A 20,612-nucleotide genomic window follows, 5' to 3' on the forward strand; every position below is an offset into this window, starting at 1 on the left:
GATCTAACACAATCAGCAGAATCGGCAATTATGATTCATTCATAGGTCATTCGATTGATGCAGTAGAGCTTGCCCCATTCAAACTATCATCCTGTCAGCCGATAAACAATTTATAGAATAGTAAGGGTACGGAGGAAAAGAGATTGAATATTACAAGCATGGTACGGGGGATGATTGGAGAGGCGAAGCCTGGAGATGTTCGGGCTTTGGAGCTTAAGCAGGGGCAAGTCGTGCGCGGCGTCGTGCTTCATACCGAGGAGGGAAGCCAACAGGCTGTTGTTCAGATCAATGGCGTGCCTGTCAAGGCGATGCTGGAGTCCCCGCTTCAAGCCGGGCAATCCACCTTGTTAAGGGTCGAAGGCCAGCAAGACGGCGTAATCATCTTGAAGCCAGCAGGAGAACTGCTTCAGCAAGGTTCGCTTAGCATCGCTGATGCAATCAAGCAATCCGGCTTGCCAGATGAGCCATGGGCAAGATCAATGTTAGCTGAATTGAAGCGAAGCGGAGTAGAGCTGACGCCTGAGGTGATGGCCAAGCTGACGAAGGCGGCTTCGCTGCTGCCAGCTGGCAAATCGCTGGAGGAATGGATGCAGACAGCGATTGTTGCTTTGAAGCGACAATTGCCGATCACCGCAGAGACGATGAGGGGATTGCAGCAGATTATGTTTGGCAAGCCCATGCATCAGCTGCTTCAGCGCTTCTTGGATGCGCTCAGCGCATCAATGCCGCTAATGAACGCTTCAACTGGAGCTGAGATGACAGGCAGTGGGGGTGCGTCGTCGACGCTGGGCCGCATGCAGCAGGCTCAAGCGCTGGTGCAAAGCTTCATTCAAGCGATGCCAATAGCCAATGATGAGCAAGGTGCGTCAGGCGTGCTGCGACAATCAGGTGCGCCTAATGGGCAGAATACGACCGTTCAAGGAAACAGCGGAGCAGCAGGTAATCAACAGATGCGTGCGGAGCCCACTGCTCAAGGAGCAGCGGCTTCGACGGCGCAAATACAAGCTCAAAGTCAAGCTGAAGGGTCCCGTCTGAACGGGCAGAGTGTCAATGAACGGGCAGGTTCGCTGCCTGCTTCACAGACTGCCCATGCAGGTGAACCAATGACGAGAGTGCAATCGCCAGAGAGCCAGCTTACGCAAGCGAGCCGAGCAGGAGGTGAGCCTGCAAGTTCCTCGACGTACACGAGTCAAGCCCAAGGACAAGTGCCGAGCGCTGTGCAAAGCGAGTCATGGGTGGGCAGGCTGCTGCAAGTGCTTGGGGTTAACCATGAATATCAAGTGCGCACGACGATGATTCAATCGATGACTAGCGCTCCTGCCGAGACACCGCAAGCCGCACCGCATACAAGCGGTCAAGCCGACGCTTTCGGCTCCGCTCAGCGAGCACAGACACTGCAAGCAGCTCAATCAGCGACGGCAGAACTTGCAGCTTCTGCACAAGGAAGCGAACCACAAGCTGCTAAGGGAGCCGCTTCTGCTCCAACACCTCTGAATCCTCAAGCGATACAGGGGACGAGTCCGGGAGCCGTCCAAGAGACGGGAGCAGAGACGATTAAGAGTGCGCTTATGCAGCTGCTGCAAAGCGATGCGCTGCCACCTAGCGTCCGTGAGGCTGCGCAAATGATTGTTTCCAGCATAACGGGGCAGCAGCTGCTGTTAAGCAGTGATCGGAGCCTGCCATTTGCTCACATTAGCTTGTTTGTTCCATTGATTACGCCAGATGGGGAAGAAACCGCAGCCGTACATATTCAAGCTCGTCAAGGCAAGAAAGGGGAGCTTGACCCATCCAACTGTCGGTTATGGTTCGATCTTGACCTGAAGGCAATGGGACATACCGTCGTGGACGTTAATGTTATTGAAAAAATGGTGGCGCTGAACATTCATCATGCCAATGAAGATATTCGCAAGAGTCTTGAGCCCTATCGTCCAGAAATTGATTCGGCGCTGCAAGGAATCGGTTACCAGCTGTCCGCGTTCCGGACCCTTCCGATCTCAGAAGAAGAGCATTCCTCATCCGTCAAGCAAACGTTAGAGGACTACACGCCTGCGCCATACAAAGGAGTGGACGTGCGCATATGACAAGCAGCAAGCGTGAAGAAAAGGAGCAACCGACAAGGCACCAGCGAGCCCGAGCTGTTGCCTTAACCTATAAGCCAGGGGAGCAGCTGGCTCCCGTAGTGGTTGCCAAAGGTCAAGGTCTTGTAGCAGAGCAAATCGTAGATCGCGCTAAGGAAAGCGGAGTGCCGATTCAAGAGGATGCGTCGCTCGTGGAGGTACTGTCCAAGCTGGATATTGATCAGCAGATTCCAGCGGAGCTGTATCATCTGGTCGCGGAGGTGCTGACTTTTATTTACCGCTCGGATCAGCGTGCAGCCAAAGGATGGATAGAGGAAGAGTAGTGGTTTGACTCGAAGAATAGGAAACTATCAGCTGCGAGAGATGTGCTGCAAGTGATATCTGAAGGGAGTGATGGCTTCGTGCAGGCTCACAACCATAAGGAATCGTGTAATGAACATAAGCTTCAAGCGGGACTTAATAGAATCGCAAAAGGCAAGTACGCGGAGGATGCCGCTAGTCGCTACATTGTGAAGGAGCTTGGCTGGGATATTGTTGATCGCAACTGGCGCTGCAAGGCTGGCGAGATTGATCTCGTTGCTCGCGATGGCGAATGGCTTGTGTTTATTGAAGTGAGAAGCCGATCGGCAGCTGGCAGCCGCTTCGGCTCAGCACGTGAGGCGATCTCACCACGCAAGCAGCATCAGGTGAGGAAGCTTGCTGAACTGTATATGTACAGCAAGCGTCTAACAGAAGTGCGCATTCGCTGCGATGCCATCGTTGTTACTTTGGAGAGCACGGTGAACAAGGTGGACTACAGCTATCATTTGGAGCATATCCGACAAGCGTTTTAACTGATTAATCATCAGCTAAAGTACAATGATTGACTTCATTCCTCATTGAATAGCACGGCAAAGAGTGATGCTCACAACATATCAATAGTATATCGTAACACGAAAGCCCATCTCCTCATAATGAAGGGGATGGGCTTATTAGTGCTCTTAACAGCTAGTGCTGCTTATGTAAAGGGTGTGGCTGCATGCATTGTTCGGTCCAAGCTGCGATAGCGAATGGCTTCGGCAAGATGAGGAATATCGATCACCTGCTCCTGCTCTACGTCTGCAATGGTACGAGCGAGCTTCAGCAATCGATCATGTGCACGAAAGCTTAAGCCTAACTGGTCATATACCTTGCTTAGCAGCTTGTTCGCTTCTGCGGTAAGCGGGCAGAATTGGCGGAGCCAAGCCCCTGTCAGCTCACTATTGAATCGTACAGGCAGTGCTTTATATCGTTGTGACTGTATGCTGTGCGCACGAAGAACAGCACTTCGCATGTCAGCAGAAGACACCGTGTGGCCCTCCCATTCTTGCACTGCTGCTCGCGGCACCTCCAGTTGCAGATCGATTCGGTCCAGCAGCGGACCTGACAGGCGAGAGCGATATCTAGCCAGTCTTGCAGGTGTGCAGCGACAGACCTGATGGGAAGAACCGTCAAATCCACAAGGACATGGATTCATCGATCCAGCGAGCATCAGGTGGGCTGGGAATTGATATACAGCCTTTGCTCGACCAATGGTGACATAGCGGTCTTCGAGCGGCTGCCGAAGAAGTTCCAGCGCTTGCCTTGGGAATTCAGGCAGCTCGTCCAGAAACAGAACACCTCGGTGAGCGAGGCTTACCTCGCCTGGCTTAGGAATGCTTCCGCCTCCGATTAATCCTGCCTGTGATATCGAGTGGTGTGGGCTGCGGAACGGACGGATGCGCAGCAACCCATTGCTGCTTCGCTCCCATTTTCCAGACACGCTGTAGATCTTTGATACCTCCAGCGCTTCTTCCTCGGTTAGGGGAGGAAGAATGGTCGGAAGACGCCGAATCAGCATTGTTTTCCCTGTACCAGGAGGCCCGCTCAAAAGGATGTTGTGCATGCCCGCAGCGGCAATGGTCATCGCTCTTTTGGCATGGGACTGACCTTTCACATCTGAATAATCTTCGAAGGAATCTGCGTATGGAGGGCTGTGGTCGAATGTGCGCATCGCATCAACGTAAACAAGAGAAGGGAGCAAAGCGGCAGCCGCTTCTTCTGTGGCACAAGGCTTAAGTTCAGCTAAGCTTTGAATGCTGTAGACAGTGATTCCCTCAATGAGCGAGGCCTCCTCCGCATTGCCAGCTGGGACCAGCACATGTGTGATTCCTTGCTTCTTGGCTTCATCGACCATAGAGAGAATGCCTGGCACTGGTCGAGTAGAACCGTCCAATGCGAGCTCCCCTACAATCAACATCTCCTCAAATGGACGAGAGCTCACTTGAGCGCTTGTCATGAGCAGGCACAGGGCGACGGCAAGGTCAAATGATGCCCCTTCCTTGCGAAGATCAGCTGGAGCAAGGTTAATCGTGACTCGTTCAAGTGGAAATACAAAGCCGCAATTGCGGATAGCGCTTCGAACTCGGTCTACGGATTCTCTGACAGCGGCGTCTGGCAAGCCGACGAGGTGAACCTGCGGCAGTCCGGGGGAGATATCTGTCTCAATGTGAATGATCTTTCCATCGATGCCATACACATTTGCACTTAAGGCATGCCCATACATAAAAAACACCTCTCCTTTCACGATAGTGCGAATGGCTCGCAATCATCCGTGAAGAAAGGTGCTTCCTTATCTTTCACTATTCATGTTATGTAGATTATAGAGAAGAACCTGCTGGAACGTCAAGTTTAATGACCGATCTCAATATGAGATGAAATCCATATCAAACAAATGTACTTATTTTCCATTTGATAGCCACTCAATTCACGATAAACATGGTACAATGACATCGGATTGGTTTTATTTTCCGTGAAGATGATAGTTGATGTCGAGTTTCGCCGTTCGATCTGTCATCACACGTCAGACTCTGTCAAGCATAGCCTGTCAATGGCAGGCTACTGGGCCGGCGGCTGTTCTTCAGTGGCGAAGTAGGTGCTTAGGAAGCGGCGGCATACTTGTCGTATGTTTTAGGAAGCGGTTACTTTTGTCGAATTTTGTAAGTTACAGCGTTGTGCAGGTCCAGCATCACGTCAGTTTATCCTATAATAGGCTAACGATCGGATAGGGGGAAGCGCAATGAATATCCATGAATATCAAGGTAAGGAAGTATTGAGACAATACGGTGTCGTCGTGCCAAACGGTAAGGTGGCTTACACGGTGGATGAAGCTGTGGCTGCAGCCGAAGAGCTTGGTTCTTCTGTCGTAGTGGTTAAAGCGCAGATCCATGCAGGCGGTCGCGGTAAAGCAGGCGGAGTAAAGGTGGCAAAGAGCATTGATGAGGTACGCACGTATGCGGATGAAATTCTCGGCAAGGTGCTTGTGACCCATCAAACGGGCCCAGAAGGCAAGGAAGTTAAGCGTCTTCTTATCGAACAGGGCTGCAATATTCAAAAGGAATATTATGTAGGTCTTGTCGTTGACCGTGCCACAGGTCGTGTCGTCATGATGGCTTCAGAAGAAGGCGGTACGGAGATCGAAGAGGTCGCGGCAAAGACACCTGAGAAGATCATTAAGGAAATCGTAGATCCTGCAATCGGGCTGCAAACATTCCAAGCCCGTCGCTTGGCATACGCGATCAACGTTCCAAACGAGTTGGTCAACAAAACGGCGAAGCTGATGATGTCCTTATACCAAGCATTTGTTGACAAGGATTGCTCTATCGCAGAGATTAACCCGCTTGTCATTACAGGCGAGGGAGATGTGATGGCGCTTGATGCGAAGCTGAACTTTGATTCCAATGCATTGTTCCGTCATAAGGATATTCAAGCACTTCGTGATTATGATGAGGAAGACGAAAAGGAAATCGAGGCGTCGAAGTATGATCTCAGCTACATTGCACTCGATGGCAACATCGGTTGTATGGTTAATGGAGCGGGTCTTGCGATGGCAACGATGGACATTATTAAATATTACGGCGGTGAACCGGCTAACTTCCTAGATGTAGGGGGCGGTGCAACGACGGAGAAAGTAACAGAAGCATTCAAAATCATCTTGTCAGATGAGAACGTAAAAGGCATCTTCGTCAATATTTTTGGTGGAATTATGCGCTGTGATGTCATTGCAAACGGAGTTGTTGAGGCAGCAAAAGAAGTTGGGCTGGAACGTCCCCTTGTTGTTCGTCTCGAAGGAACAAACGTCGAGATTGGCAAACGCATTCTAAACGAATCTGGACTGAACATTGTATCGGCTGATTCGATGGCGGATGGCGCGCAAAAGATTGTCGCATTGGTTCAATAATCTGGCGAATGAGGAGATGAATATGCGATGAGCATCTTAATTAATAAAGATACGAAGGTCATTACACAAGGTATTACTGGCGCTACAGGTTTGTTTCATGCCAAAGGCGCGTTGGACTATGGCACGCAAATGGTCGGCGGCGTAACGCCTGGCAAAGGAGGGCAATCCGTTGACATTACGCTTGAAAGCGGCAAGCTGGTATCCTTGCCTATCTTTAATACCGTAGTTGAAGCGAAGCAGGTGACAGGTGCAACAGCAAGCGTTATCTATGTTGCTCCTCCGTTTGCTGCAGATGCGATTATTGAAGCCGTTGATGCGGATCTTGATCTTGTCATCTGTATTACAGAAGGCATTCCGGTTATGGATATGATTAAGGTGAAGCGTTATATGGAAGGCAAGCGTACAATTCTAGTTGGGCCTAACTGCCCAGGTGTCATTACACCAGGCGAATGCAAGATTGGAATTATGCCGGGTTATATTCATACGCCTGGACATGTTGGGGTTGTATCGAGAAGCGGAACATTGACTTATGAGGCTGTTCATCAGCTCTCCACTCGCGGTATTGGCCAATCTACAGCAGTAGGTATTGGCGGAGACCCTGTGAAGGGGATGGAATTCATTGATGTATTAAGCCGCTTCAACGAGGATCCGGATACCTACGCAGTCATTATGATTGGTGAGATTGGCGGAACTGCGGAGGAAGAAGCTGCAGAATGGATCAAAGCGAATATGACAAAGCCTGTGGTAGGCTTCATTGGCGGTGCGACTGCGCCTCCAGGAAAGCGCATGGGTCATGCAGGAGCGATTATCTCTGGGGGCAAAGGAACGGCCGCTGAGAAAATTGCGAAGCTGCAGGAATGCGGTGTGCAAGTAGCGCCAACGCCTTCAGAAATGGGTTCTACACTTGTAAAAGTGTTGGAAGAGCAAGGGATTCTGGAGAAGTGTGTTACTCATCAGCATGCATAAATGATTGCGAGGTAAGCAACCTTTCGACAACAACTGTTGAGAGGTTGCTTTTTTTTGTTGGTAACCACAGAATATCAAGCTTGTGAAATTAAAAAATTGACTAGAAGGAAGCGGTTTTTGTAATGAAAGTAAACCGCTTGTGAGTGAAAGATCGCTGCTGTATTGCAAGGAATCGCTTGCAATCTATGAGCGAGTAACGCACAATAGGGGAAGCGATCTCAAACGCTTTCCTTCTATATATATATGTATTTTTAGGAGGAATAGAGATGCGTGTGTGGAATGTTAATCAGTGTTTGGTTGGACTTCATCATATTCAAGGGATTGGCTGGCATACGATTCAACTATGCAGCACCTTGATTGGTTTAAGCAACATCCATGAGTGGCTGAATCGAAGCGCTGCTGATTGGCAGAGCGCAGGGTTTAAGCCGAGCGTAGCAGAAAGGCTTGCAGGCGGCTTTACAGATGAACGCTTGAACATTTTTTTAGAGAAGACGTATAATTCAGGTGTGGATTGGATTACGCTGATGGATGAAGCTTATCCGGAGTATCTGAAGGAGTCCCCAGAACCTCCTTGGGTCTTATATGGCATGGGGGCTTGGGAGGCGCTCCATCTTCCATGCATTGCAATTGTAGGAACTAGGCATTGCACAGGTTATGGCAGGAAGGTAGCTTATCAGCTAGGAAGAGACTTGGCCTTGGAAGGTGTTGGCGTCGTAAGCGGACTTGCCCGGGGAATTGACGCCGCAGCACATGAAGGCGCTCTCACTTCAGGCTCCACAATTGCTGTGCTCGGTTCGTCCTGTCAGAACATCTATCCTCAAGAGCATCATCAACTAGCGCAGCGGATCGCGCAGTCTGGATTAGTCCTATCGGAGTCACCGATCGGGACGGCATCTCATCCGGGCTTGTTTCCTAGACGCAATCGAATTATTGCAGGGTTGTCCCTAGGGACGGTAGTCGTAGAATCGCAAGCGCGCGGCGGAGCGATGATTACAGCGAGTCTTGCACTAGAGATGTCCAGAGAGGTATTCGCTGTTCCTGGACCCGTAACTTCACCTAAGTCGGAAGGCACTCTTCAGCTTATTCGAGAAGGAGCGGCTGCGGTTGGAACAAGTGCGCATATCATGAAGGAAATAAGAGGCCAGTTGACAACAGCACCTCATAGAGACAATAATGAAACGGTCATGGATCATGACGAGCATGTGGAGCTTAACGACCAAGAGCAAATGATATTGGATGTTATTGAAGCACAAGAATCGACATTTGACGAGCTGCTCATGAAGAGCGGGTTGACATTTGCGCAACTACATCATATTTTGTTATCCTTACAATTACACAATAGAATCCAAGAACGCCCAGGAGGCGTTTATGGATCGATATGGACGTAGGGTTTGTTGGAGAGGAGGAACGCCTATGGCGGATTCACTAGTTATCGTAGAATCACCTGCCAAGGCCAAGACGATTGGCAAATATCTAGGCAGTAAATATATTGTGAAGGCATCGATGGGCCATGTGCGTGATCTACCTAAGAGTCAGATTGGGGTAGATGTTGAACAGAATTTCGAACCGAAGTACATTACGATTCGGGGCAAGGGCTCTGTCTTGAAAGAGCTTAAGGATGCGAGCAAGAAAGTAAAGAAAATCTATCTCGCAGCTGACCCCGATCGCGAAGGAGAGGCTATTGCATGGCATCTAGCTCATGTGCTTGACATCAAAGAGGATGCATTGTGCCGCGTAGTATTCAACGAAATTACGAAGCAAGCGGTGAAGGATGCGTTCAAGACACCGCGTCAAATAAATATGGACCTCGTGCATGCTCAACAAGCGAGACGTATCCTTGACCGTTTGGTCGGTTACAAGATTAGCCCACTGCTATGGAAAAAGGTTAAAAAAGGATTGTCCGCAGGACGTGTTCAATCCGTGTCGGTCAAATTGATTATTGATCGCGAGAATGAGATTGATGCATTTGTTCCTGAAGAATATTGGACCATCACGGTTCAACTCGAAAGCGGGAAGTCAAGCTTTGAGGCGAAGTTCTATTCCCTCAATGGGACGAAGAAGGAGCTTAGCTCAGAAGCAGACGTAAAAGAAATCCTGCAGGCGATTGAGTCTCAGCATTATATTGTGCAAGAGGTGAAAGAGAAGGAACGTCTTCGCCATCCTTCACCTCCATTTACGACAAGTTCGATGCAGCAGGAAGCAGCGCGCAAGCTGAACTTCAGAGCAGCTAAGACCATGTCTGTTGCGCAGCAGCTGTATGAAGGGGTAGAACTTGGCAAGGAAGGGACAGTCGGTCTAATCACTTATATGCGTACAGACTCGACTCGAATCTCGCCCACTGCGCAGGAAGAAGCAAAGGGCTATATTAGTGACAAGTATGGCAGCGATTATGCTCCAGAGACACCGCGCCAATACTCGAAAAAAGCAACGAACGCGCAGGATGCGCATGAGGCGATTCGTCCGACTTCTGTGATGAGAGATCCTGAGACGGTTAAGCCTTATTTGTCTCGTGACCAGCTTCGTTTGTATAAGCTCGTGTGGGAACGCTTTGTTGCGAGCCAAATGACATCTGCGGTTATGGATACGATGACGATCGACATTAAGGCTGGAGAAGCCGTATTTAGAGCTAATGGCTCGAAGATTCGCTTCCCGGGCTTCATGAAGGTATATGTGGAAGGCAATGATGATGGAACGGTCGAAAGCGATAAGCTCCTTCCGCCGCTATCCATTGGCGACACGCTAAAGCAGCAGGACATCGAGCCGAAGCAGCACTTTACTCAGCCGCCGCCACGATATACGGAGGCTAGGCTTGTGAAGACAATGGAGGAGCTCGGTATTGGGCGACCAAGTACATATGCTCCTACCCTTGAGACAATTCAGAAGCGCGGCTATGTAGCGATAGAAGAGAAGAAATTTGTTCCGACTGAGCTTGGCGAACTGGTGATCCAGTTGATGGAGGAGTTCTTCCCAGAGATTCTGGATGTCGAGTTTACCGCCCATATGGAAGATGATCTCGACCATGTGGAGGAAGGAACAGAAGATTGGCATCAGGTATTGGATCATTTCTATGAATCTTTCGAGAAGCGTCTGGAAGTCGCGGAAGAGGAAATGAAGGAAATCGAGATTGAAGACGAGGTGTCAGACGAGATCTGCGAGAAGTGCGGCCGTCATTTTGTCTACAAGATGGGGCGCTTTGGCAAGTTTCTCGCTTGCTCGGGATTCCCGGATTGCCGCAATACCCGTCCGATCATTAAGGACACCGGGGTTAGCTGTCCGAAGTGCAAGGAAGGCAAGCTGGTAGAGCGCCGCAGCAAGAAAGGACGCATATTCTACGGCTGTGATCAATATCCTACTTGTGATTATGTAATGTGGGATAAACCATCAACCAAGCCTTGCCCAACCTGCGGCAGCTTGATGATTGAGAAGCGAAGCAAGCAGGGAACGAAGCTGCAGTGCACGCAGTGCGATCATGTCGAGATGAATGAAGCAGACGATGATGAATAAAATAGGCTGGCATTACAAGTAGGCTGGCTGTCCGATACAAGCTAGAGTAGGGGGAACATAGAGGATGAATCAGCCTAGAGTAACCGTGATTGGCGCAGGGCTCGCAGGAAGTGAAGCCGCTTGGCAAATTGCCGAGCGCGGTGTGCCAGTAACTTTGTATGAAATGAGACCGGTGCGCAAGACGCCTGCGCACCATACCGATCAATTCGCTGAACTCGTATGCAGCAACAGCTTGCGTGCGAATGGATTGACGAACGCTGTCGGCGTCCTTAAGGAAGAGATGCGTATGATGAATTCATTAATCATGTACGCTGCCGACAAGCATGCTGTGCCTGCAGGCGGAGCCTTAGCCGTCGACCGCGAAGGATTCTCCAAGGAAGTAACGGATCAATTGAAGAATCACCCTTTGGTTGAAGTGCGCAATGAAGAGTTTACCAGCATTCCTGAAGAAGGCATTACGATCATTGCAACAGGTCCTTTGACCTCGCCAGAGCTGTCGGAGAAGATCAAAGCGCTGATGGGCGAAGAATATTTTTATTTTTATGATGCTGCTGCTCCTATTGTTGAGAAAGACACCATAGATATGAATAAGGTGTATTTGGCGTCTCGCTATGATAAGGGTGAAGCTGCGTATTTGAACTGTCCGATGACTGAAGAGGAATTCAATGCATTTTATGAGGCGCTGATCACGGCAGAAACAGCAGAGCTCAAGGAATTTGAGAAAGAGATTTATTTTGAAGGCTGTATGCCGATTGAAGTGATGATGAAGCGCGGCAAGCAAACAGCACTCTTTGGCCCGATGAAGCCAGTAGGACTTCCAGATCCGCGTACAGGCAAGACGCCTTATGCTGTCATTCAGCTGCGCCAAGATAATGCTGCAGGCACCTTATATAATATTGTAGGCTTCCAGACTCACTTGAAGTGGGGCGAGCAGAAACGGGTATTCCAAATGATCCCTGGCCTTGAAAATGCGGAGTTTGTTCGATATGGCGTAATGCATCGCAATACCTTTATCAACTCTCCGAAGCTGCTGCAGCCAACGTACCAGCTGCAAGGCCGCTCTAATCTATTCTTTGCCGGTCAGATGACAGGTGTAGAGGGGTATGTTGAATCAGCAGCCTCTGGCTTGATTGCAGGCGTTAACGCGGCTCTTACTGCGCTTGAGCAGGATACCATTTTGTTCCCTAACGAAACAGCGCTTGGCAGTATGGCTCATTACATCACAACAGCAGATTCTAAGCATTTTCAACCGATGAATGCGAACTTCGGACTTTTCCCGCCGCTTGAAAAACGCATTCGAAACAAAAAAGAAAAAAATGAAGTAATTGCCCAGCGTGCCATTGATGCGCTGCGCAGCTTCGTAGAATCTGGTGCAACGAAAAGGTCTTAACCACGTATAGAAGAAGCAGTTGGGCAATCCCGCTGTTTCTTTTCCATTTTTTATAGAAGGGTGTGGCTCATATGGAAATGCAATTTCATGCTACAACAATTTGTGCGATTCGACATAATGGTCGAGGAGCCATTGCTGGAGACGGCCAAGTAACATTCGGAAACAGTGTCGTAATGAAGCAGCATGCAAAGAAAGTACGTCGGTTGTATCGCGGGCAAGTGCTTGCAGGCTTTGCAGGCTCGGTCGCAGATGCCATTACGTTATTTGAAAAGTTTGAAGGAAAGCTTGAAGAGCATCATGGAAATCTGCAGCGTGCCGCTGTTGAACTGGCGAAGGAATGGCGCAAAGATCGCGTGCTTCAGAAGCTGGAAGCGCTAATGATTGTCATGGATTTGAATCATATGCTGCTGATCTCTGGCGGCGGTGAGATTATTGAACCCGACGACGATATACTCGCAATTGGATCCGGAGGGAACTTCGCTCTATCTGCTGCCCGTGCCCTAAAGCGCCATGCTCAATCTATGAGTGCGAAAGAGATGGCTGAGGCTTCTTTGCAGGTTGCATCAGAAATATGTGTTTACACAAATAATAATCTGGTTGTAGAAGAGATTTAGCGGTAAGATAAACTTACGAGAGTTGGAGGGATCATGATGAGTCAACAAGCTTGGACACCTCGACAAATTGTTACGGAGCTTGATAAATACATTGTAGGACAGAAGGATGCCAAACGGTCTGTTGCTGTAGCACTGCGCAATCGTTATCGTCGCAGCCAGCTGGAGGATTCGATTCAAGATGAGATTGTTCCCAAAAATATTCTGATGATCGGACCTACTGGTGTAGGTAAGACAGAGATCGCTAGACGACTGGCGAAGCTTGTGAAGGCGCCATTTGTGAAAGTGGAAGCCACGAAGTTCACAGAAGTTGGGTACGTGGGCCGAGATGTCGAATCGATGGTCCGTGACCTTATTGAGACCGCGATTCGCATGGTAAAGCTTGAACGCACCGAGAAAGTACAGGATAAGGCTGAGGAGCAGGCAAACGAGCGTTTGGTTGAGATTCTTGTGCCATCACCGGCAAGCAAGAAGCAGCAGCGCAACCCGTTTGAGATGCTGTTCGGCTCCAATAACCAATCAGAAGAGTCCAATGAAGATGCAGAGGACGATGCAGGACTGAAGGAAAGCCGCCGCAAGGTGCGCTTTGACCTCTTCTCAGGCAAGCTTGAGGACGACATCGTGGAGATCGATGTAGAAGAAGCAGCGCCGAATATGTTTGACATGTTTGCAGGGCAAGGTAATGATCAGATGGGCATGAACATGCAGGAGATGCTCGGCAGCCTGATGCCGAAGCGTACCAAGAAGCGCAAGCTCACGATCAAAGAAGCGCGCAAGGTGCTGACTCAAGAAGAAGCAGGCAAGCTGATTGATATGGATGATGTTATTCAGGAGTCCGTTCGAAGAGCAGAGCAGTCGGGTATCATCTTTATTGACGAGATTGATAAGATTGCAGTAGGGACTAGAGGATCTGGGCCTGACGTATCCCGTGAAGGCGTACAGAGGGACATTCTTCCTATTGTTGAAGGATCCACCATCATGACAAAGTACGGTCCTGTCAAGACAGATTATATTCTGTTTATGGCGGCAGGCGCCTTTCATATAGCGAAGCCATCGGATCTAATCCCAGAATTGCAGGGACGTTTTCCGATTCGTGTTGAGCTTACGAGTCTTTCTGTGGAGGACTTTGTATCTATACTCACTGAGCCAGAGAATGCCATTACCAAGCAATATGTCCATTTATTGAAGACAGAAGGACTCGATCTTGAATTTTCTCAGGGTGCCATTGAAGAAATTGCCAAAATGGCCCAAACGGTTAACCAAAATATGGAGAACATTGGTGCGAGACGCCTGCATACGATCATGGAGAAGTTGCTGGAGGATCTTTCTTTTGAGGCGCCAGAGTTAAATCTGCCACAATTCACCATTACGCCGGAGTATGTACGAGAAAAACTGGCCGGTATCTCTCAAGATCGTGATTTAAGTCAATACATTCTATAGCTAATAAAAAGCATTAACTGTAAATAAATACTAAATAAATGTAATATAATGTATAAAATATTAAAAAGCCCTGTCTTTTCTTTAAAAAGATAGGGCTTTTTTCTTATTGTATTCTTTTAGAAAGTTTAAGATGATTAAGATACCATAGTGAAAAAAATGTTAGATTTTGATGGGTGAAATTCTCGAATGTGCAGAAGGTTTTTGTCATTACGACAAAAAGAATGATAAAACCACAAATTCTGTCACATTACTACTGACGAAATTTGTCGAATCAAGAAGGAGAATTTCAAAGTACGTAGAACTGAATATAACAGCGATGGTTTAAGAAAGTGAGGAAAGTGAAGTGAACCTGCTAGGTGGCGTACATTTCAAGCAGCTAGAGGGAGCTTTACAGGCTGCTTCTGCTCGACAGAATGTGATATCGAATAATTTGGCCAACGTGGATACTCCACACTTTAAGCGAAGTGAAGTGCAATTTGAGTCTTTATTGCGTGAGCAATTGACCGGTGGGACATTAACAGGGCGGCTTACAAATGCGAAGCATATCCCCATAGGACCCAGTCAGTCAGTTCCCAAATGGCAGGCTGTTACCGATCAATCCACCGTCGTTGGCAACAACGGCAACAACGTCAGCATTGATGTGGAGATGGCCAATGAGGCGGAGAATCAGTTGAAATACTATACATACATTCGTCAGATCAATCACGATATCAACATGAAGCGCACAGCTATGGATGTTAGGAGGTAGTAAACATGAACATAAGTAACAGCTTTCACATTAGTGCTTCTGGTTTGACTGCCCAGCGACTTCGAATGGATGTGATATCCTCTAATATCGCTAATGCCGAGACGACTCGCTCACAATTCGTAGATGGAAAGTTTGTTCCATACCGAAGACAGACAGTTGTCATGTCAGAATCAAAAGGGAGCTTTCAAGATACGCTGCAGCAGGCTATGGGAGCTGGATCTAATCCCAAAGGCGTGAAGGTAGCCAAAATTAAAGAGGATCAATCGCCATTCAAGCTGGTTTACCAGCCTACACATCCTGATGCTGATGAGAATGGATATGTACAGATGCCAAATGTGGATATGGCAAAAGAACAAATTGATTTCATTGTTGCATCTCGTTCTTATGAGGCAAATGTTACCGCACTTAATGCCTCGAAGGCCATGATCATGAAAGCATTGGAAATTGGTAAGGGCTAAACTCTTGATCTAAACATTTAATGTTGTGTATCTTAGAAATCTAGAAAAGAAAGGGAGTCCCTTTACATGATTTTAAACTCAACACTTCCCGTTGAAACCTCTAATCTTGCATCTGCAGCAACATCGATCAAACGCACTCCTTCAGAAGTTACACAGTCTTTCAGCTCCTTTTTATCAGATGCAATATCTCAAGTTGATGCTCAAGAAAAGCAAGCACAAGCTTTAAACACGAAATTTATGCTCGGAGAGGTTAATGTCGATGAACTTATGGTCGCGTCCGAACGCGCGTTATTAAGTTTGCAATTGACCACACAAGTGCGTAACAAGGCAATTGAAGCGTACCAAGAAATCATGCGCATTCAAATGTAATTACAGCAGGTATGATTCGTTCTGGTGGGGTGACAAGCATTGAATGAAAAATTAGCACAGTACCGGGAACGAGGCACTCAGTACTGGAATCAATTCAGCAAGAAGCAAAAGTGGCTGCTTCTAGGAACGCTCGTCTTCTTAGTTGCCACAATCGGTGTCATTACATATCAATTATCCAAGACGGATTATGAATTAGCCTTTAAAGATCTAAATTCAAGTGACGCCGCAGGAATTATCGAGTATTTGAATGGCAACGCCGTTCCTTATCAATTGAGTCAGGATGGAAGCAGCATCTCTGTCCCGGCGGCACAGGCGTCCAAAGTACGCATTGATGTAGGTGCTCAAGGCCTTGTGAAAAATGGCTCCATAGGATTTGATTCTTTTGGAAATGAAGGCTTGATGAGCGGCATGACAGATAACGTGTTCGATGTGCGCTATAAGGATGCTCTAAATGGCGAGATCGAGCGAATGCTTCGCCAAATGCAAGGTGTGCAAGATGCGCAAGTGCTTGTAAACCTTCCAAAAGAGACTGTGTTCTCTAGTGAACAAGGTGAAGAAGCATCGGCATCGGTTATCCTTAAGTTCAAGCCAGGCTATGGACCTAGTCAGCAGATCGTTGACGGCTATTATAACTTGGTTAAGTCGGCAGTACCGAACCTCCCGATAAGCAATATCACATTGTCTAGCGACGAAGGTCCTCTCTATGCGACAGACTCTCCAGGCTCGACAGCCAACGGACTTTCAAACACGGTAGAAGAGCAGCTCGTTATTCAGCGCCGCTATGAGCGTGACTTAAGCGAGAAGATTCGAAGCTATCTCACCAGTGTTGTGAAGTCTGACCAAGTGAACGTACTCGTCTCTGCTAATCTCAACTTTGATAAAGTGAATAGAGAAGAGAATCTCGTAACTCCTGTCGACACGGAAAACATGAAAGGGATCGAGATCAGTGCGCAAGAGCTTCAGGAATCGTTTAGCGGTACCAGCGGGGCTGAAGGTGGTGTAGCTGGAGCGGGAGATCAAGATGTTGTGAACTATCCGGGTGCCGGAAGCTCTGGCAATAGCACATCTGAAAAATCTCAATCCACGAAAAACTACGAAGTGAATCGAATTAAAAACGTAATTCAATCCAGCCCTTATGCGGTACAAGATGTAACGATACATGCATCTGTACAAGCTGATAAGATGGATGATGCCAAGATTCAAAGCATAGAGAAAGTACTTCGTTCCATTGCAGCTGCACAGCTGAAACAATCCGGAACTACTATTAGTGACGCAGAGTTAGAGCAGAAAGTTTCTGTCATGACTCAAAATGAGACTAATGAAGGAATATTGAATGCGACTTCCATCCCAACCTGGGTATGGTATGGGGCTGGAGGCCTTGCTTTGCTGCTTATCGGTGGCGGGACTGCTTATGCCATTAGCCGTCGTCGTAAGAAAGCGGAAGAAGAAGAGTTCGAGGAAGACCTGTCGCTTATTCCAAGTCAGGTTGAACTTCCATCGATTGATTTGGAACATACCAATAATGAGAATCAAGTGCGCAAGCAGCTTGAAGCGCTGGCCAAGAAAAAGCCAGAGGAATTTGTCAACTTGTTACGTACTTGGTTAGCTGATGATTCGAGGTGAGTATAGATGGCAAGACCATCTCAAGGATTAACGGGACGACAGAAGGCAGCGATCTTGCTCATTTCGCTCGGACCAGAAGTATCTGCTCAGATCTTTAAGCATCTGAGAGATGATGAGATTGAACAACTGACATTAGAGATTGCAAATGTTCGCAAAGTAGATTCAGCTGAAAAGGACGCCGTTTTGAGCGATTTTCATCAGATTTGCTTGGCTCAGGAATATATTTCTCAGGGAGGCATCGCTTACGCGAAAGAAATACTTGAGAAAGCCCTTGGCTCCAGTAAAGCCGTTGATATTATTAATCGACTCACAGCTACGCTTCAGGTAAGGCCTTTTGACTTCGCGAGAAAAGCAGATGCGCTGCAAATTCTTAACTTTATTCAAAATGAAAGTGGTCAAACCATTGCGTTGGTGCTTTCTTACTTGCAGCAGGAGCAGGCTTCTCAAATTCTGTCTTCTCTGCCGCCAGAAAAGCAGGCGGATGTGGCAAGACGTGTTGCATTAATGGACAGTACATCTCCGGAAGTTGTGAGCCAGGTGGAAGCCGTATTGGAACAGAAGTTATCGGCAACGGTCACACAGGATTATACGAGCGCTGGCGGCATCGAATCGATTGTCGGCATCTTGAATGGGGTCGATCGCGGTACAGAGCGTACCATTTTGGATTCCTTGGAAATTCAAGATCCGGAGCTTGCTGAAGAGATTAAGAAGAGAATGTTTGTATTTGAAGATATCGTCAATATTGACAACCGCTCTATTCAGCGAATTATACGTGATGTGGAAAATGCAGATCTGCAGCTTGCGCTTAAAGTGGCAAGTGAAGAAGTACGCAATGCTGTATTTCGTAATATGTCGAAGCGCATGGCGGATACCTTCAGAGAAGAAATGGAGTTTATGGGCCCAGTAAGACTGCGCGATGTAGAAGAAGCACAGACAAGAATTGTTGCGATTATTCGCAGATTGGAAGAGTCTGGCGAGATTATTATTGCACGTGGTGGAGGAGACGATATCGTTGTCTAATATCATCAAATCTTCACATTACATACCCGTAGAGCAGATGAGAATGCTGGAAGCGGTCCGTAAACACCAAGAACGCTTAATAGAAGAAGAGATCATTCCAGAACCGAAGCCGTTGACGGAAGAAGATTTGATCGCTCAGGACAAGCATTTGGCAGAGCTAAGAAGCTCAATTCTGCAGGATGCGCAAGTTTTTGCTGAGCAGCAGGTCAAGGAAGCGACGATCACGGCAGAGCAGCTGCTTGAAAAGGCTCAAGAGCAGATTCAGCAGTGGTGGGATGAGCGAAGAGCAGAAGATGAGTCAATCAGGGAACAAGTGAAGTCAGAAGCTTACCAAGAAGGGCATCTAGCTGGTACGGCGCAGGCAGAACAGGATATTCAAGCCGCGTACGAATCTAAGGTTAGAGAATCTGAGGAACTGCTCTCGCAAGCATATACAGCCAAAGATCAGCTCATTCAAGAGGCGGAGCCCTTTGTTGTAACATTAAGCTGCTCCATTGCGGAGAAGATTATTGGAACCCAACTGACCCTTGATCCCGATCTTGTTCTTCAAATGGTCCGCAAGCAGCTTGCAAGGAAGCGGGAGAGCGGAGTTATCACATTATGTGTTTCTCCTCAGCAATTCAGCTTCATGAATGCGGCAAGAGAGGAATTGAGCCTTGTGATTGACTCTCAAGCGGAACTGCAAATTATTCCTGATGCGAGTGTAAAGGATCATGGTTGTGTCATTCGATCATCACTTGGCAGCATCGATGCACGAATCGATACTCAGCTAGAAGAAGTGAAGAAGGCATTGCTTCAGGTGGCTCATCAGCAAGAGGGAGAGGTCAGCGATGAAGGCTAACCACAAGATCACATGGGACCCACTGAAATATACCGATTATTTGCAGCATGTTGATCCTGTGCGTGTGAATGGAAAAGTGACGCAAGTGATTGGGCTCACAGTAGAATCAGAGGGTCCGGATGCAAGCATCGGTGAGGTATGCTACATCTATCCGACAAAAGGGCAGACGCCCTTGTTGGCAGAGGTTGTGGGCTTCCGTGATAATAAAGTGCTGCTGATGCCTTTAGGCGAGCTTCAAGATATCGGCCCTGGCTGCGATGTTGTAGGTACAGGCAAGCCGCTTACAGTCCAAGTTGGCTCTGAATTGCTGGGCAAAGTTCTTAATGGACTAGGACAGCCCTTGGATGGTTCATTTCTGCCCACGCGGATGGCCAAGTATTCGACCTCTGCAATTCCATCAAACCCGCTAAAGCGCCCTAGAGTAGAGCAGCCTATCGGAGTTGGTGTAAGGGCTATTGATGGACTGCTCACAATTGGCAATGGGCAGCGGGTCGGCATTTTTGCCGGCTCGGGTGTTGGCAAGAGCACCTTGCTTGGCATGATTGCCAGAAACACAGCGGCCGATGTGAACGTTATTGCGCTTATTGGCGAGCGGGGCAGAGAAGTGCTTGAATTTATGGAGCGAGATCTGGGTCCTGAGGGATTGGCTAGATCGGTCGTCATTGTTGCAACATCGGATCAGCCTGCACTAGTGCGTATCAAGGGGGCTGTTATCGCTACAACCATTGCGGAGTACTTCCGTGATCGCGGGATGAATGTCATGCTCATGATGGACTCGGTCACAAGATATGCGATGGCAATGCGAGAAGTAGGTTTGGCTATTGGAGAACCTCCTGCAACTAGAGGATATACTCCTTCTGTATTTGCCAGCTTGCCAAAGCTGCTTGAACGAAGCGGAACAGGACCTGCGGGCTCCATTACCGCCTTTTATACCGTGCTTGTTGACGGGGATGACATGAATGAGCCGATTGCTGACGCCGTGCGAGGGATTCTTGATGGTCACATCGTATTGAATCGGAACATTGCTCATAAAGGACATTATCCAGCGATTGATGTGCTGGCAAGCGTGAGCCGTGTTATGAAGGATATTGTTCCAGAGGAGCAGCAGCTTGCAGCAGAGCGGTTAAAACGGCTGCTTGCCCTATACAAAGAATCAGAAGATCTTATCAATATCGGAGCCTATCAGCATGGCTCCAATCCGGCAATTGACGAAGCCATTCAGGCCATGGAAGCCATTAATAGCTTTACGAAGCAGAGAGTGACTGAATCAGCTACATATGAAGAGACGACGAGTCGCCTATTGATTGAATTTTCAGGGAGATGATTG

At 48.1% G+C, this 20,612-nt stretch carries 18 protein-coding genes; 17 read left to right on the forward strand and 1 reads right to left on the reverse strand.

Going from position 1 to position 20,612, the window contains the following annotated elements; genetic code table 11:
• The first annotated feature begins 143 nt into the window (after positions 1–143).
• From B9Y93_RS02940 to B9Y93_RS02950, 3 genes are all read left to right on the forward strand, one after another.
• Positions 144–2,081: a hypothetical protein gene (locus B9Y93_RS02940; RefSeq protein ID WP_085492849.1), complete on the forward strand. Its 1,938-nt coding sequence runs from the start codon at positions 144–146 to the stop codon at positions 2,079–2,081.
• On the forward strand, positions 2,078–2,401 hold the full coding sequence (locus B9Y93_RS02945) for an EscU/YscU/HrcU family type III secretion system export apparatus switch protein (RefSeq protein ID WP_085492850.1): 324 nt from the start codon (positions 2,078–2,080) through the stop codon (positions 2,399–2,401). Before B9Y93_RS02940 ends, B9Y93_RS02945 begins: the two co-directional genes overlap by 4 nt.
• A 78-nt stretch (positions 2,402–2,479) precedes the next feature.
• Entirely contained in the window at positions 2,480–2,911 is a 432-nt protein-coding gene (locus B9Y93_RS02950; protein WP_085493936.1) for a YraN family protein, read from the forward strand.
• Between the two features lie 164 nt (positions 2,912–3,075).
• Here the strand turns inward: B9Y93_RS02950 and B9Y93_RS02955 are convergent, their stop codons facing one another.
• Positions 3,076–4,641, reverse strand: coding sequence for a YifB family Mg chelatase-like AAA ATPase (locus B9Y93_RS02955; RefSeq protein WP_085492851.1), 1,566 nt, complete (start codon positions 4,639–4,641; stop codon positions 3,076–3,078).
• Between the two features lie 513 nt (positions 4,642–5,154).
• Here B9Y93_RS02955 and sucC point away from each other — a divergent pair.
• From sucC to fliI, 14 genes are all read left to right on the forward strand, one after another.
• Positions 5,155–6,315 carry an ADP-forming succinate--CoA ligase subunit beta gene (sucC, locus tag B9Y93_RS02960; protein ID WP_085492852.1) on the forward strand — a complete coding sequence of 387 codons (1,161 nt, stop codon included), beginning with the start codon at positions 5,155–5,157 and terminating at the stop codon, positions 6,313–6,315.
• Between the two features lie 27 nt (positions 6,316–6,342).
• A complete protein-coding gene (gene sucD / locus B9Y93_RS02965; protein ID WP_085492853.1) occupies positions 6,343–7,281 on the forward strand; it encodes a succinate--CoA ligase subunit alpha in 939 nt (312 codons plus the stop codon).
• A gap of 266 nt (positions 7,282–7,547) precedes the next feature.
• Entirely contained in the window at positions 7,548–8,669 is a 1,122-nt protein-coding gene (gene dprA / locus B9Y93_RS02970; protein ID WP_085492854.1) for a DNA-processing protein DprA, read from the forward strand.
• Between the two features lie 25 nt (positions 8,670–8,694).
• Positions 8,695–10,785, forward strand: a complete 2,091-nt coding sequence (gene topA, locus B9Y93_RS02975; protein ID WP_085492855.1) for a type I DNA topoisomerase — start codon at positions 8,695–8,697, stop codon at positions 10,783–10,785.
• A gap of 64 nt (positions 10,786–10,849) precedes the next feature.
• The gene (gene trmFO / locus B9Y93_RS02980; RefSeq protein ID WP_085492856.1) at positions 10,850–12,175 is read left to right on the forward strand and encodes an FADH(2)-oxidizing methylenetetrahydrofolate--tRNA-(uracil(54)-C(5))-methyltransferase TrmFO; all 1,326 of its coding nucleotides are present in this window, start codon (positions 10,850–10,852) and stop codon (positions 12,173–12,175) included.
• Between the two features lie 71 nt (positions 12,176–12,246).
• Positions 12,247–12,789, forward strand: coding sequence for an ATP-dependent protease subunit HslV (gene hslV, locus B9Y93_RS02985; protein ID WP_085492857.1), 543 nt, complete (start codon positions 12,247–12,249; stop codon positions 12,787–12,789).
• A 36-nt stretch (positions 12,790–12,825) separates the two neighbouring features.
• Positions 12,826–14,226 carry an ATP-dependent protease ATPase subunit HslU gene (hslU, locus tag B9Y93_RS02990; RefSeq protein WP_085492858.1) on the forward strand — a complete coding sequence of 467 codons (1,401 nt, stop codon included), beginning with the start codon at positions 12,826–12,828 and terminating at the stop codon, positions 14,224–14,226.
• A 343-nt stretch (positions 14,227–14,569) separates the two neighbouring features.
• Positions 14,570–14,974 carry a flagellar basal body rod protein FlgB gene (flgB, locus tag B9Y93_RS02995; protein WP_085492859.1) on the forward strand — a complete coding sequence of 135 codons (405 nt, stop codon included), beginning with the start codon at positions 14,570–14,572 and terminating at the stop codon, positions 14,972–14,974.
• Positions 14,975–14,979: 5 nt separating this feature from the next.
• Positions 14,980–15,432, forward strand: a complete 453-nt coding sequence (flgC, locus tag B9Y93_RS03000) for a flagellar basal body rod protein FlgC (protein ID WP_085492860.1) — start codon at positions 14,980–14,982, stop codon at positions 15,430–15,432.
• 66 nt (positions 15,433–15,498) lie between these two features.
• Positions 15,499–15,801 carry a flagellar hook-basal body complex protein FliE gene (gene fliE, locus B9Y93_RS03005; protein WP_085492861.1) on the forward strand — a complete coding sequence of 101 codons (303 nt, stop codon included), beginning with the start codon at positions 15,499–15,501 and terminating at the stop codon, positions 15,799–15,801.
• 39 nt (positions 15,802–15,840) lie between these two features.
• The gene (gene fliF, locus B9Y93_RS03010; protein WP_085492862.1) at positions 15,841–17,424 is read left to right on the forward strand and encodes a flagellar basal-body MS-ring/collar protein FliF; all 1,584 of its coding nucleotides are present in this window, start codon (positions 15,841–15,843) and stop codon (positions 17,422–17,424) included.
• A 6-nt stretch (positions 17,425–17,430) separates the two neighbouring features.
• Positions 17,431–18,444 (forward strand): flagellar motor switch protein FliG, encoded by a 1,014-nt coding sequence (gene fliG, locus B9Y93_RS03015; protein ID WP_085492863.1) that lies wholly within the window; start codon positions 17,431–17,433, stop codon positions 18,442–18,444.
• A complete protein-coding gene (locus B9Y93_RS03020) occupies positions 18,437–19,285 on the forward strand; it encodes a FliH/SctL family protein (protein ID WP_085492864.1) in 849 nt (282 codons plus the stop codon). Before fliG ends, B9Y93_RS03020 begins: the two co-directional genes overlap by 8 nt.
• Positions 19,275–20,609: a flagellar protein export ATPase FliI gene (gene fliI, locus B9Y93_RS03025; protein ID WP_085492865.1), complete on the forward strand. Its 1,335-nt coding sequence runs from the start codon at positions 19,275–19,277 to the stop codon at positions 20,607–20,609. The genes B9Y93_RS03020 and fliI overlap by 11 nt, the downstream gene beginning before the upstream one ends.
• The last annotated feature ends 3 nt before the right edge of the window (positions 20,610–20,612 follow it).

This window comes from Paenibacillus aquistagni (genome assembly GCF_900177815.1).
GTDB classification, from domain to species: domain Bacteria; phylum Bacillota; class Bacilli; order Paenibacillales; family Paenibacillaceae; genus Paenibacillus_B; species Paenibacillus_B aquistagni.